Origin of the sequence: Dechloromonas hankyongensis, assembly GCF_022012295.1 — a bacterium.
GTDB classification, from domain to species: domain Bacteria; phylum Pseudomonadota; class Gammaproteobacteria; order Burkholderiales; family Rhodocyclaceae; genus Azonexus; species Azonexus hankyongensis.
The window spans coordinates 341,777-354,599 of the sequence record NZ_JAKLTN010000002.1 but is presented as its reverse complement, the minus strand read 5'-3'; the positions used below and the strand labels follow the sequence as shown (position 1 = coordinate 354,599).

Here is a 12,823-nt window from a genome sequence, read left to right as displayed (position 1 = left end):
TTCACCACCCTTTATCACTGCATGCGGCCAAGTCGCACCCTCACCCGGCGCGCTAACTGACGGACAACGCTTCCGGAGCACTCGTCAGCGGCAACGGCACTGGCGCGCCGCATGGCGCAGCCAGGCGATGAACGCCATGGGCAATTGCTGCGGCTGCTGCACGATGGTGTAGCGTCCCGGACCAAAAATGGTCGGCAGATAGCCGCCGCCTTCCCGATCCACCGTGAAGCAATACGGCGCAATGCCTTGGCGGCGCGCTTCGATGACCGACTGTCGGGCATCCTCGATGCCGTAGCGGCTGGTGTAGCAGTCGCAATCGTTGGGCCATCCATCGGAGAACAGGAGCAGCAGTCGATGCTCCGTCGGCCGGCCGGCGAGCACCGTGGCGGCATGGCGTAAGGCGGCGCCGAGGCGCGTGTAGCGGTCGGGTTCCAGGCCGGCCACCTGGCGCTGCCTGGTCAGGTTCCAGGCTTCGTCAAAGCCCTTGATTTGCCATAGCTGCACGCCGCGCGGCCCTTCGCCGGAAAAAGCGAGGACGGCAAAATCCATCCCCGCCGCATCGAGCGCCGAGGCGGCCAGCAGGGCGGCCTCCTTTTCGACATCGATGACGCGAACCTGTCCGGCGACCCAGGCGTCGGTCGAAGCGCTGGCATCGACCAGCAGAACCAGTCCGATCCGCCGCGGAGCCGGCCACCGGCGCTGGTAGCAGGCGCCGGCCGGTGCCAGTCCGGCCCGGCGCTCACCACGCTCGGCGACGAGGGCATCCCAGTCGATGTCCTCGCCCTCGCTGCGGCCCTTCTGCACCTGCCGATCCGGGCGGATCACGCCGAGGCGCCGCCGGATCTCGCGCAGCGTGCCGGCATGGCGGGCCAGGGTCCGTTCCACCCAATCGCCCGGCCCCTCCACCACCGAAGCCAGGCGCACGCGGACGGCATTGTCCCGGTAGCGGCCAGACTCGAAATCCCACTCCGGATAAGCGATGCCGCCGTCCGCTTCGCTAGGGCCGCCCAGACCATCCAGGCGCGGCGGCGGATCGCTGCTGGAAAAGGTTTCCCGCGACCGGGACGGGGTATGGATCAGGCGGGCCTCGGCCATCTCCGCCACCGACTCAGCACTGCCCTGCGGATCGTCATCCCCCGCCCGGTCTTCCGGCCGGTTGAGCCCCAGCGGGTCTTCGGCATGTGGCTGCGGTTCGGCGGTTTGCACCATCCAGACGCCCGGCGAAGGATCGTCGTCGTGGTCGGCATTGCGGGCCCGGGGCCGGCGGGAGAGCGCCGTGGTGCGGCGCTGGTCTGCCGGTTCCGCTGGCCGATCGGCGGCGAAAGAGTCATGGCCGCGCCGGACGGGATGGCCTTCGGGAAGCAGCAGGCGGCCGATCAGGCCATCGCCCAGCCACGGTGTGTAGCGCTCATCCGGAAAACGCCTGGTCACTCCTTGTGCGACGCCATTGGCCCAGTCCACGGCAGCAGCCGGCGTTCCGACCGGAGGCGGCGAATCGCTTGCCCCCTGCAGGAATGCGCCGTAGAGGGTCGCCACTTCGGCCGCCTGCCGACTGCGCGGGCGATGATTTTCCAGATTCGCTGCGGCGATGGCACGCCGGGCGGCAAGGCCATCGCCCCACCCCGGCATCAGGCGGCGCAGGGCATGATCGGCGGCGACACACTCGGCCAGCAGATAAAGGTCCGTCACCAAGCCACTTTCCACGGTCGCCAGCTGGGCCGCACTGCCCCGCTCGCAGCGCAGGGCCTGGAGCATGGCGAACAGGGAATAATCATCCGGTCCGACATGCCGGCCTGCAACGTCGGCCACCGGCAGGCTGGGCGGCAGGTAGACGGCCGTGCCGTCGTTGGCGGGCAAGGGAGCCGGCGGCACGGCGGACCGGCTGTCCCGGTCGAACAGCCGGCGAGCCAGCGGCACCGGGGCACCGGCCTGGGCTTCGCGAACCGGCAGCGGGTAGCCGAGCACGGCCTCGATGAGCAATTCCAGCCGCCGCTTCACATCGCCCAGACGGACGACTGGTTTCTCGACAGGCGGCGGCCGATGGCGCTGCCACAGGCGGCCCAGCGCCTCCGCGGCGTGGCGGACGCCATCGAGAAGCAACTCCTCGGCTTCCGGCATGGTCGCTGAGGAACCCTAGGGAAAGCTGCCGGCGATCAGCACACCCAGGGTTTCCAGCAGAATCGGATCGTCGGTCAGCGGGATGGCGATGGCCGCTTCGCAGGCCCGCCGCTCGGGAATGCCAGCCGCCATCAGCCGGGCGGCGGCGACCAGAACCCTAGTGCTCGGCGCCTCGGGCAAACCCCGGTCGCGCAGGGGGCGGATGCGCGCCGCCAGCTCCACCAGGGTGACGGCGCACCCCCTATCCACGCCCCCCTCGGCGATCAGGATGGCGGCTTCCCGCTCGCGGTCGGGGAAATCGAACTCCAGCGCGGCGAAGCGCTGGCGCGTGCTCGGCTTCAAGTCCTTGAGCGCATGCTGGTAGGTCGGATTGAAGGAAATGACCAGCTGGAATCCCCGGCCGGCTTCGATCACTTCACCGGTTTTCTCCAGGCTCAGGGTACGCCGGTGATCGGTGACCGGGTGAATGACGACGGTGGTGTCCTGGCGGGCCTCGACCACCTCGTCCAGGTACAGGATGGCACCGGCGCGCAGTGCCCGGGTCAGCGGGCCGTCCTGCCAGCGGGTTTCGTCGCCGTGGATCAGATAGCGCCCGAGCAGGTCGTTGGCGGTCAGGTCGTCGTGGCAGGCCACGGTGACCAGAGGCCGCGCCAGACGCCAGGCCATGTGCTCGACGAAACGGGTCTTGCCGCAACCGGTCGGCCCCTTCAGCATGACCGGGATGCCCTGCCGGTGGCACTGGGTAAAAACCTCGACCTCGTCGCCGTGCGGCAGGTAAAAGGGCTCCCCGTCCCGGTGCAGCAAGGAGTCCGGCGGATGAATGTGCACGGAGCGCTCCGCTCAGGCGGTGGCCCGGGCAGCGCGCGGAACGGCGCCCGGTTCGTCGACCGTCACCACATGATCGAAAGTGGGCCGATAACGGAAGAAATTCCAGATGAACAGCCCGACCCCGGAGGCGAAAAGCGTGCCGGCAGCCAGCAGCATCAGGAAATGCACCTGGATTTTCAGCTGGGTTTCCAGGAAACCGAGACCGATGATGCGTTCGAGATAAACCTGCCCGATGCCCGCCGTGGCGAAGGAGAGCGTCATCCCGAACATGCCCGCCAGCTGCAGCCAGAAGGCCCAGTAGTCGGACGGCCGGCCTTCGTCGCCCCGGTCCCGGCAGACCTGGGGCAGGATGTAGGTGATCATGGCCAGGACGATCATGGCATAGGCGCCGAAGAAGGCGGCATGCCCGTGCATCGGGGTGATCAGGGTGCCATGGGTCCACTTGTTCACCGTCGGCCAGGTATGGGCGAGGCCGAGCAGTCCGGCGCCGAACATGGTGTATACCGCGCTACCCACGGTCCAGTGGGTAGCAAGGGTATTGGGATGGGCCAGTCCGGAGCGGCGCAGGGCGCTGTAGGCGTAGATCGCCATGCCGACCAGGGGTGCCGGCTCCAGGGCGCTGAAGAAGCCGCCGGTGAGCAGCCAGTATTCGGGCACGCCGAGCCAGTAGTAATGGTGCGCCGTGCCGATGACGCCGGAAATGAAGACCAGCCCGACGATGACGTAGAGCCATTTCTCCATGACCTCGCGGTCGGCGCCGGTGAGCCGGATCAGCAGGTAGGCCAGCATGCTGCCCTGGATCATTTCCCAGCAGCCTTCGACCCATAGGTGGATTGTCCACCAGCGGTAGAAAGTCCCCAGCGTGTAGTTGTCGAAGGGAATGAGGGACGGCAGGTAGAGCAGCGCCGCCAGGAACAGGCCGCCGAGCAGCACCCCTTCGGTGGTGGTGAAGCGCCCGGACCGGCGGATGGTCATGAAGACGTTGTAGAGGAACATCAGCATGACCACGACGATGACGATCTTGTGTGGCAGCGGCTGTTCGAGAAGCTTGGTGCCGGCGCCCCAGCGGAAGAAGTAGCCGATGATCGCGCTCACCCCCATGACCACCCACAAGCCGAGCTGGAGATAGGCGAGCTTGACGCTGTGCAGCTCGGCCCGCGATTCCTCGGGGACGATCCAGTAGGTGCCGCCCATGAAGCCGGTCAGTACCCAGACCACCAGCAGGTTGGTGTGGATCACCTTCATCACGTCGAAGGGCACCAGGTTGATCAAGGGATCGGGCCCCAGGTATTTGGTGGCGGCGAGCAGCCCGAAGGCGACTTGCAGGCCGAACAGGCCCATGGCGACGGCAAAGTACCAGTAGGCGACGGCTTGAGAGCGGTATTTCATGGCGGCTCCTTATTTCAGGCTGGCCAGATAGGCGACCAGTTGATCGATCTGCTGCGCGGTCAGCTCCTTGCCGAAATTGCCCGGCATGATGGAGCGCTGCTCGACGGAATAGGTGGCGCCCGGCACCACGTAGGCATTGGGATCGATGATGGACTCGCGGATGTAGCCGGCCACGTCCTTGGCCTTGCCGTGGTAATCCGGGCTCTGCAACATCTGGGCGGCGCGGGTGGCGATGTCAGCCAGCGTCGGCCCGACCAGATTCACCCCCGGCGAGATGGAATGGCAGGCCGAGCAGCCGGGAGGCGCCGCGTTGAACAGCGCCTGGCCGAGCGCCACCGGTTCGCTGGAGGGCGCCGGTGCCTGCTGCCCGGCATTGGTGCCCGGAATGGCCGCCCCCGAAACCAGGATGCGCCGCGGCGGCCAGCCCTGAGTATCGATGTGCCCGATCCACTCCAGGAAGGCGATCAAATCGGTGATTTCCTGCTCGCTCAGGTGCTGTTGGGGCATCACCCGCCTCACCTTCTGCTCGTCGTAAAAGCGGGAAGGATCGTGCATGAAGGCGCGCAAGTATTCCGGACCGCGCTGCACGGCGATCTTGGTCAGGTCCGGAGCGTAGTAGGCGCCTTCTCCAAGCAGGGTATGGCAGTTGGTGCAATTGTATTTATGCCAGACGTCCTTGCCGGCGATCACCTGCGGCGTCAGTTTGTCCTCGTGCGTCAGGCGGGGTATCTGACTATGGGTATCGACCGTCATGCCGAGGAAGGCAATTGTTACCACGGCACTGGAAAAAATTGCAAAAAGGCGGGCTTGTTGGCGCGTCATGGCGATACCTCCCTCACACCCCAATGCTGGGCCAGTAGCGGGCCGCCATGGCGGCAGCGTAGACGACGCCCGAAACGAGGGCGATTTCGGCAATGGTGGCCAGGCCCTTCAGGGCGAGGAAGAGGCCATCCGCGATGGAAGAAGCATTCTTTTGCATGGTGGGGCCTCCGCTATTTCGTGACAGGCCGACAAGAGCAATCGACATGCCTTGCCCGGAACCAGGGTTACTCGTCACGCCAGAGGAGAAGGCGTAGACCGGCTGTTTTGGCCGGATAGCAGGGCTTCGCCCCAGGGTTTTCCCGCATGGTGACAACCCTAATTCAACTTATGTCGCCAGGGTATTAGGCTAGCCTCCCACCAAGGATGGACTATGACAAAAATATCGACCGCCCTGAGCGGCATTGCGCTTTGCGTCTGCACACAGCTTACTCTGGCGGATGAGCCGATCCGGATCGCCGTTACCGGCCCCTACTCCGGCCCGTCGTCGCCGATGGGCCAGTCGATGCTGGCTGGTGTACGGCTGGCGATCAGCGAAATGAACCTGGGCGGCGGGCTGCTCGGGCGCCAGCTGGCGCTGGTCGAAAAGGACGACAAGGGCGACCCGGCGACCGGCAAGCAGGTGGTCGACGAAGCCATCCGCCAGGACAAGGTGGTGGCCGGTCTCGGCTTCATCAACACCGGCGTCGCGCTGGCCGCCCTGAAGACCTACCAGGAGGCCCGCCTGCCGGTCATCGTCAATGTCGCCACCGGCAGCACGGTCGCCCGCCAGTTTGCCCCGCCCGCTGTGGCGGACAGCTACGTTTTCCGCAACTCGGCCAGTGACGACATCCAGGCCGCGATGATCGTGCGCGAAGCGGTCAAGCGCGGCCGCTACAGCAAGCTCGCCATCTTCCACGACAGCACGCCCTATGGCGAACAGGGACGCGACCAGTTGACCCGGGAACTGGCCACGCAAGACCTCAAACCGGTGGCGGTCGAGAGCTTCAACCCCGGTACCCGCGATCTTTCCGCCGCCCTGCAGCGCGCCCGCGACGCCGGCGCCGAGGCGATCCTGACCTATGCCATCGGTCCGGAACTGGCTGTCATCGCCAACGGCCGGGCCCGCCTCGGCTGGAAGGTGCCGATGATCGGCAGCTGGCCGCTGTCGCTGCCCAATTTCATCGAAGCCGCCGGCAAAAACGCCGAAGGCGCGCGCATGCCGCAAACCTTCGTCGAAGCGCCGAACAACTATCGCCGCACCGCCTTCATCAGCGCCTATCACCATGCCGACGGCAGCAAGCGCATTCCGTCGGCGGTCTCGGCAGCACAGGGCTACGACTCGGCCTTACTGCTGATCGCCGCCATCAGCCAGGCGGGCAGCACTGAAGGCCCGAAAATCCGCGCCGCGCTGGAAAACCTGCAAAAGCCCGTCTATGGCGTCATCACGACCTATTCACCGCCCTTCACCAAGGACGACCACGAGGCGCTGAGCGACAACATGGTGCTGATGGGTGAGGTCAAGCAGGGCAAGGTCGGCTTCGCTCACCCGGATGACGAAAAGCGCAGCCTGCTCGTGCACCGAAAGCCGAAGACTCAGCCAGTCAATTGACCGGACTGGATGCGCAGGGTCCGTCGGCACCGGGCAGCGATCGCCTCGTCGTGGGTGACCAGCAAGAGCGTCGTACCCTGCCGCGCATTGAGGTCGAACATCAGTTCGATGATCTGCTGGCCGGTGGCGGCGTCGAGGTTGCCGGTCGGCTCGTCGGCCAGGACCAGCCGGGGACTCGGCGCGAAGGCCCGGGCCAGCGCGACGCGCTGCTGCTCGCCGCCGGACAGGTGCTTGGGGTAGTGCTTCAGGCGATGGCCGAGTCCGACGCGCTCCAGCCATTCGCCGGCAATACCCGTCGCGCCGGCCACGCCGGCCAGTTCGAGCGGCAGCATGACGTTTTCCAGCGCATTCAGCGACGGCAGCAACTGGAAGGACTGGAAGACAAAACCGAGCAGCCGGCCGCGTAATCGGGCCCGCCGATCCTCGTCCAGCGTACTCAGGTCGGTCGCGTCGAGGGCGACGGCACCGGCGGTCGGCAGGTCGAGCCCGGCCAGCAGGCCGAGCAGCGTCGATTTGCCCGACCCCGAGGCGCCGACGATGGCCACCGTCTCGCCCGGCATGACCGCAAAGGAAATATCCTGCAGAATCGTCAACGGCTCACCGCCGTTATCGACGGTCTTGCCCAGTCCCGAGACTTCCACCACCGGTTTATCTGCCATGCGGTCCATCCTGTCCTTCTGTCTGTTCGTGTTTGCCCTGCTCTGCCTGCCCATGTCGGCGCAGGCGGCCAAGACCATCGTGATCATGGGCGATTCGCTGTCCGCCGGCTACGGCATCCGGCCGGAACAGGCCTGGCCGGCCCTGCTCGGCCAGCGCCTGAGCCAAAAGCGACTCGATTATAGCGTCGCCAACCTGTCCATTTCCGGCGAAACCAGCGCCGGCGGACGTGCCCGCCTCGACGCCGCCCTCAAGGCCCGCAAGCCGGCCGTTGTCGTCATCGCCCTCGGCGCCAACGACGGCCTGCGCGGCCTGCCGCTGGCCCAGATGCGCGACAATCTGAAGACCATGATTGATGCATCGCGCGCCAGCGGTGCCAAGGTCGCCCTGATCGGCATGCGCCTGCCGCCCAACTACGGCCCCTATGCCGGCGATTTCCAGCGCAGCTTTGCCGATATCGCCCAGGAAAAGAAAGTGCCGCTGGTCGATTTCCTGCTCGCGCCGGTGGCTGCCGAGGCACGCTATTTCCAGCCGGACAACCTCCACCCGGTTGCCGAAGCTGAGCCGCTGATCCTCGACCACGTCTGGCCGACCCTGTTGCCGCTGTTAAAATAGCTGGATGAAGCGCCCCAACCCCACCGTGGCCGATATTCCGGCTTACGACCAGATTATCGACGTCCGTTCGCCGGCCGAATTTGCCGAAGACCACATTCCCGGTGCCATCAACTGCCCGGTACTCGACAACGAGCAACGCATCCAGATCGGCACGCTCTACAAGCAAGTGTCGCCCTTCGAGGCCAAAAAGCTCGGTGCGGCGCTGGTCTCCGAGAATATCGCCCGCCATTTGAAAGAACAGTTTCTCGACCGGCCCAAAAACTGGAAACCGCTGATCTACTGCTGGCGCGGCGGCGACCGCAGCGGTTCGATGACTACCGTCTTCCGCGCCGTTGGCTGGCATGCCGGGCAACTCGATGGCGGCTACAAATCGTGGCGCAGCCATGTCATCGCCCAACTGGCCGAACTGCCGGCGCAATTTCGTTTCACGGTGCTGTGCGGCGCGACCGGCAATGCCAAGACGCGCATCCTGCAGGCACTCGGCGACCAGGGCGAGCAGATTCTCGATCTGGAAACCCTGGCCTGCCACAAGGGATCGGTGCTCGGCGTGCTGCCCGACCAACCGCAACCGTCGCAGAAGGCCTTCGAAACCGCCCTGCTCCAGGCGCTGTCCTGCCTCGACCCGGCACGCCCGGTTTTTGTCGAGGCGGAAAGCCGCAAGATCGGCAACCTGCATGTGCCGGAGGCGCTGATCGCCCGTATCCGGCAAGGCGATTGCATCCATGTCGATGCCACACTGGAAGCCCGCGTCAGCTTCCTGCTCAAGGATTACGACTATTTCCTGTGCCGGCCGGAACTGCTGACGCCACGCCTGGAAGTCCTACGCTCGCAGCAGAGCCGGGAAACCATCGCCCGCTGGCACGAACTGGTGAGCACCGGCGACTGGCCGGCGCTGGTGCGCGAGCTGCTCGAGATCCATTACGATCCCTTGTACCACCGCTCGCAGAACACCAATTTCACCGGCCAGCAGCATCCGGAAACCTTCACCACAGACGACCTGTCGCCGGCCGGCATCACCCGGCTGGCCGACGCCATCGCTCAGTCGCGCACGGCGCAGATGGCCTGACGCATGGCCGGTTTCGGGCTATCTGTGTAGCCTTCCTCGAAAGCGATTTCGCGCAAGCCGGCCGCTGCGGCGATTTCCCGCAATTCGCCGGGACGCAGCAGGAATTCCGGATTCGACGGCTTGCCGTAGGCCTCGTTGCCGAGCATGAAGGTTTCGTAGATCAGCACGCCGCCCGGTGCCAGCAGGGCCAGCACATCCGGCAGGCGCGGCCGCCACAGGTAGTTGGTGACCACGATGCCGGCAAAGTGCTTGCCGGTCAACGGCCAATCGGCGCCCTCAAGGTCGCACTGCATCGCGTCGATCCGCGTCAAGCCTTGCAGGCCGGCAATGGCTGCGGCATCGCGATCGACCGCATAGACGGCATAGCCCTTTTCGGCCAGCATCCGGGCATGGCGCCCGCTGCCGCAGGCCAGGTCGAGCACCGGCCCGGCCGCCGGAATGCGTTCGTAATGGCTTACCACCCAAGGCGAAGGCGGTATGATCGACGGGGTTTTATCGAAGGAGAGGGGCATGGCGGTCGTTGTTACGGAGAATGGACAGGGAAGATACCAGCAGGCGGTCACCACCGGCCAGCATCAGTTGATCGCCGACGAACCGCCGAGCATGGGGGGCGGCGATGCCGGCCCCGATCCCTTCGCCTATGTCATGGCCGGACTGGGCGCCTGCACTTCGATCACGCTGCGCATGTACGCCGAACGCAAGGGGCTGGCACTGACCCATATCAGCACTTCGGTCAGCCACGACAAAATTGAGGTCGATGGCGTGCGGCGCGACCGTTTCAACCGCCTGATCACCCTGGAAGGGGACCTGAGCGACGAGCAGCGCAAACGCCTGCTCGAAATCGCCAACAAATGCCCGGTCCATCGCCTGTTGTCGCAATCGGCGCTAATCGAGTCCGCGCTTGCCAGATAGCGAATAACCCCACGCCCGCAATGACAATAGGTGGGCCTTGTGACAGAATTCTGCATTGCACAATAAACAGCCTTACAAGGGGCTTTCCATGTTAGAACAGCACTATCTCACCGCGCTATTCGAACCGAAATCGGTCGCCGTGATCGGCGCCTCCGACCGCGAAAATTCGGTCGGCAACATCATTTTCAAGAACATCCTCAGCTCGGGTTACAAAGGCCGCCTGTACGCCATCAACCCCAAGCACGAAACCATCCAGGGCCAGCAGGCCTACAAGTCGATCGAGGAAATCGGCGCCCGCGTCGAGATGGCCGTCATCGCCACCCGCCCGCAGACGGTGCCGCAGCTGATCGAACAATGCGGCCGCAGCGGCGTGCGCAACGTCATCATCATCGCCTCCGGCTTCTCCGAGGCCGGCCACATCGGCGCCGCGCTGGAGCGCAAAGTGCTGGAGATCGCCCGTTCCTACAACGTGCGCATCCTTGGTCCGAACTGCCTGGGCATCATCCGTCCGGAACTCGGCCTCAACGCCACCTTCACCAAGACCACCGCCGCCGCCGGCAACCTCGCACTGGTCTCGCAGTCCGGCGCCATGTGCTCGGCCGTGCTCGACTGGGCCAAGGCCAACGACGTCGGCTTCTCGTCGGTCATTTCCATTGGCATGACGACCGACGTCGATTTCGGCGAAATCCTCGACTACCTGATCTACGACAGCCGCACGCACTACATCCTGATGTACGTCGAAGGCATCCGCAACGCCCGCCGCTTCATGAGCGCCATGCGCTCGGCCGCCCGCATCAAGCCGATCATCCTGCTCAAGGCCGGCCGCCACGAGGCGGGCGCCATGGCCACCGCCACCCACTCGGGCATGGCTGCCGTGTCCGATACCGTATTCGACGCCGCCGTGCGCCGGGCCGGCGTGGTCCGCGTGCAGAACGTGGGCCAGCTGTTCTATGCCGCCAAGGCGCTCGCTTCCAAGTTCCGCCCACTCGGCAACCGTCTGGCCATCATCACCAACGGCGGCGGCCCGGGCGCCATGGCGGCCGACCGCGCCGGCGACATGGGCATCCCGCTCGCCGTGCTGACCAACGAGACCATGGCCGTGCTCAACAAGGCCCTGCCGACCAACTGGTCGCACAGCAACCCGGTCGACGTCGGCGGCGACGCCACCCCGGAGCGCTACCGCGACGCGATCCTCGCCGTGACCCACGATCCCAACGTGGACAGCACGCTGGTCATGCTGTCGCCGCAGGCGATGACCGACCCGATGGCCGTCGCCCAGGCGATTATCGAGGTCGCCGACAAGCTGAACCGTTCACTGATCTGCTGCTGGATGGGCGAAGACCAGGTGCGCGAGGCCCGCAAGCTGCTCGAAGACGCCGGCATCCCGGCTTTCCGCATGCCGGAAACGGCGATCGAACTCTTCCATCACATTTCCAAGTATTACCGTAACCAGAAGCTGCTGCTGCAGACGCCGGAGCCGACCCGCCAGCACAACCGCCCGGAGGCCGAAGGCGCCAAGATGCTGATCGAGGCCCTGCTCGCCGAACGGCGCAAGGTGCTGTCGGAGATGGAATCCAAGGCCATCCTGCGCGCCTTCAAGGTGCCGGTGGCACAGACCATGGTCGCCCGCACCGCCACCGAGGCCCTGCTGCTGGCCGAGCAGATCGGTTTCCCGATCGCCATGAAGGTCGATTCACCGGATCTGCCGCACAAGTCGGATGCCGGCGGCGTACGCCTCAACATCCAGAATGCGCCGGCCGTACGCAACGCCTACCACGACATCATCGACACGGTGCAGAAGCGCCGGCCAGACGCCAAGATCAACGGCGTGTCGATCGAGCCCTTCCTGTCGCGCCCGAACGGCCGCGAACTGATGATCGGCGTCTTCCGCGACCCGATTTTCGGGCCGGTCATCACCTTCGGTGCCGGCGGCTTCGACGTCGAGATCTTCAGCGACCGCTCGGTCGCCCTGCCCCCGCTCAACCGCTTCCTGGCCAAGGACCTGATCGACTCGACGCGTGCCGCCAAGATTCTCGGCCACTTTCACAACATGCCGCCGGCCGACCGCGAGGCGATCAAGGAAGTGCTGCTCTGTATCTCAGAAATGGTCTGCGAACTGCCGTGGATCCAGGAACTCGACCTCAATCCGCTGATCGTCGACGAGAATGGCGCCATCGCCGCCGACGCCCGCATCGTCATCGACCATGCAGCGAATGCCAGCGGCGACCGCTACGCCCACATGTCGATCTACCCCTACCCGGTGCACCTGATCCAGGAATGGCAGATGAATGACGGCCAGGTGGTCACCATCCGTCCGATCCGCCCGGAAGATGCCGACATGGAGCAGGAATTCGTCAAGGCGATGTCCGACGAGTCGCGCTACTACCGCTTCATGGACACCCTGCGCGAACTGACCCAGACCATGCTGGTCCGCTTCACGCAGATCGACTACGACCGCGAGATGGCGCTGGTCGCCACTGTCACCAAGGAAGTCGAGGACAACGTGGATGGCGTCGAACCGTACGACAAGCAGATCGGCGTCGCCCGCTACGTGGTCAATCCGGATGGCGAATCGGTCGAATTCGCTCTGGCCGTCGGCGACGACTGGCAGAAGTGCGGCGTCGGCCGCAAGCTGATGACGGCCTTGATCGAGTGCGCCCGCATGAAAGGCTATCGTGCCGTGGTCGGCGACGTGCTGTCGACCAATGCCAAGATGTTCCGCCTGATGACCAGCCTCGGCTTCACCATTCACCCGCATCCGGACGACACCGCCGTCAAGCGCGTGGTCAAGCCGCTGACCGGCTGATCGTCGCCCCGTGACGTGAGCA

Annotated in this window: 12 protein-coding genes; 5 read left to right on the top strand and 7 right to left on the bottom strand. The window is 65.4% G+C overall.

Annotation, left to right across the window (positions count from 1 at the left end; genetic code table 11):
• Positions 1-84: 84 nt before the first annotated feature.
• The 5 genes from LZ012_RS10145 to LZ012_RS10125 are packed head-to-tail and all read right to left on the bottom strand — an operon-like array spanning position 85 to position 5,314.
• Positions 85-2,118, bottom strand: a complete 2,034-nt coding sequence (locus tag LZ012_RS10145) for a nitric oxide reductase activation protein NorD (RefSeq protein ID WP_275710354.1) — start codon at positions 2,116-2,118, stop codon at positions 85-87.
• A gap of 15 nt (positions 2,119-2,133) precedes the next feature.
• Positions 2,134-2,946, bottom strand: a complete 813-nt coding sequence (locus tag LZ012_RS10140; RefSeq protein WP_338033158.1) for a CbbQ/NirQ/NorQ/GpvN family protein — start codon at positions 2,944-2,946, stop codon at positions 2,134-2,136.
• Between the two features lie 12 nt (positions 2,947-2,958).
• On the bottom strand, positions 2,959-4,335 hold the full coding sequence (locus tag LZ012_RS10135; RefSeq protein WP_275710351.1) for a cbb3-type cytochrome c oxidase subunit I: 1,377 nt from the start codon (positions 4,333-4,335) through the stop codon (positions 2,959-2,961).
• A gap of 9 nt (positions 4,336-4,344) precedes the next feature.
• A complete protein-coding gene (locus tag LZ012_RS10130) occupies positions 4,345-5,157 on the bottom strand; it encodes a c-type cytochrome (protein WP_275710349.1) in 813 nt (270 codons plus the stop codon).
• A 13-nt stretch (positions 5,158-5,170) separates the two neighbouring features.
• Entirely contained in the window at positions 5,171-5,314 is a 144-nt protein-coding gene (locus LZ012_RS10125; RefSeq protein ID WP_275710347.1) for a hypothetical protein, read from the bottom strand.
• Between the two features lie 213 nt (positions 5,315-5,527).
• Between LZ012_RS10125 and LZ012_RS10120 the strand changes: the two genes are divergently transcribed.
• Positions 5,528-6,745, top strand: coding sequence for an ABC transporter substrate-binding protein (locus tag LZ012_RS10120; RefSeq protein ID WP_275710345.1), 1,218 nt, complete (start codon positions 5,528-5,530; stop codon positions 6,743-6,745).
• Here the strand turns inward: LZ012_RS10120 and LZ012_RS10115 are convergent.
• Positions 6,730-7,404, bottom strand: coding sequence for an ABC transporter ATP-binding protein (locus LZ012_RS10115; protein ID WP_275710343.1), 675 nt, complete (start codon positions 7,402-7,404; stop codon positions 6,730-6,732). The genes LZ012_RS10120 and LZ012_RS10115 overlap by 16 nt on opposite strands.
• Here LZ012_RS10115 and LZ012_RS10110 point away from each other — a divergent pair.
• The gene (locus LZ012_RS10110) at positions 7,403-8,017 is read left to right on the top strand and encodes an arylesterase (RefSeq protein ID WP_275710341.1); all 615 of its coding nucleotides are present in this window, start codon (positions 7,403-7,405) and stop codon (positions 8,015-8,017) included. The two genes, LZ012_RS10115 and LZ012_RS10110, sit on opposite strands and share 2 nt — an antisense overlap.
• Before the next feature lie 4 nt (positions 8,018-8,021).
• Complete coding sequence (gene mnmH / locus LZ012_RS10105; RefSeq protein WP_275710339.1) at positions 8,022-9,083, top strand: tRNA 2-selenouridine(34) synthase MnmH; 1,062 nt, start codon at positions 8,022-8,024, stop codon at positions 9,081-9,083.
• Here mnmH and LZ012_RS10100 read toward each other — a convergent pair.
• Complete coding sequence (locus tag LZ012_RS10100) at positions 9,056-9,595, bottom strand: class I SAM-dependent methyltransferase (protein ID WP_275710337.1); 540 nt, start codon at positions 9,593-9,595, stop codon at positions 9,056-9,058. The genes mnmH and LZ012_RS10100 overlap by 28 nt on opposite strands.
• Here LZ012_RS10100 and LZ012_RS10095 point away from each other — a divergent pair.
• Together LZ012_RS10095 and LZ012_RS10090 are read left to right on the top strand one after the other, a co-directional pair.
• Complete coding sequence (locus LZ012_RS10095; RefSeq protein ID WP_275710335.1) at positions 9,594-9,995, top strand: OsmC family protein; 402 nt, start codon at positions 9,594-9,596, stop codon at positions 9,993-9,995. The genes LZ012_RS10100 and LZ012_RS10095 overlap by 2 nt on opposite strands.
• Positions 9,996-10,083: 88 nt before the next feature.
• Positions 10,084-12,801, top strand: a complete 2,718-nt coding sequence (locus LZ012_RS10090; protein ID WP_275710333.1) for a bifunctional acetate--CoA ligase family protein/GNAT family N-acetyltransferase — start codon at positions 10,084-10,086, stop codon at positions 12,799-12,801.
• Positions 12,802-12,823: the final 22 nt, after the last annotated feature.

What these genes read in the sequence shown, in the direction of transcription:
- LZ012_RS10145 (WP_275710354.1), bottom strand. Translation starts at nt 2,118, where the DNA reads ATGCCGGAAGCCGAGGAGTTGCTTCTCGATGGCGTCCGCCACGCCGCG.
- LZ012_RS10135 (WP_275710351.1), bottom strand. Translation starts at nt 4,335, where the DNA reads ATGAAATACCGCTCTCAAGCCGTCGCCTACTGGTACTTTGCCGTCGCC.
- LZ012_RS10130 (WP_275710349.1), bottom strand. Translation starts at nt 5,157, where the DNA reads ATGACGCGCCAACAAGCCCGCCTTTTTGCAATTTTTTCCAGTGCCGTG.
- LZ012_RS10125 (WP_275710347.1), bottom strand. Translation starts at nt 5,314, where the DNA reads ATGCAAAAGAATGCTTCTTCCATCGCGGATGGCCTCTTCCTCGCCCTG.
- LZ012_RS10120 (WP_275710345.1), top strand. Translation starts at nt 5,528, where the DNA reads ATGACAAAAATATCGACCGCCCTGAGCGGCATTGCGCTTTGCGTCTGC.
- LZ012_RS10110 (WP_275710341.1), top strand. Translation starts at nt 7,403, where the DNA reads ATGCGGTCCATCCTGTCCTTCTGTCTGTTCGTGTTTGCCCTGCTCTGC.
- LZ012_RS10115 (WP_275710343.1), bottom strand. Translation starts at nt 7,404, where the DNA reads ATGGCAGATAAACCGGTGGTGGAAGTCTCGGGACTGGGCAAGACCGTC.
- mnmH (WP_275710339.1), top strand. Translation starts at nt 8,022, where the DNA reads ATGAAGCGCCCCAACCCCACCGTGGCCGATATTCCGGCTTACGACCAG.
- LZ012_RS10095 (WP_275710335.1), top strand. Translation starts at nt 9,594, where the DNA reads ATGGCGGTCGTTGTTACGGAGAATGGACAGGGAAGATACCAGCAGGCG.
- LZ012_RS10100 (WP_275710337.1), bottom strand. Translation starts at nt 9,595, where the DNA reads ATGCCCCTCTCCTTCGATAAAACCCCGTCGATCATACCGCCTTCGCCT.
- LZ012_RS10090 (WP_275710333.1), top strand. Translation starts at nt 10,084, where the DNA reads ATGTTAGAACAGCACTATCTCACCGCGCTATTCGAACCGAAATCGGTC.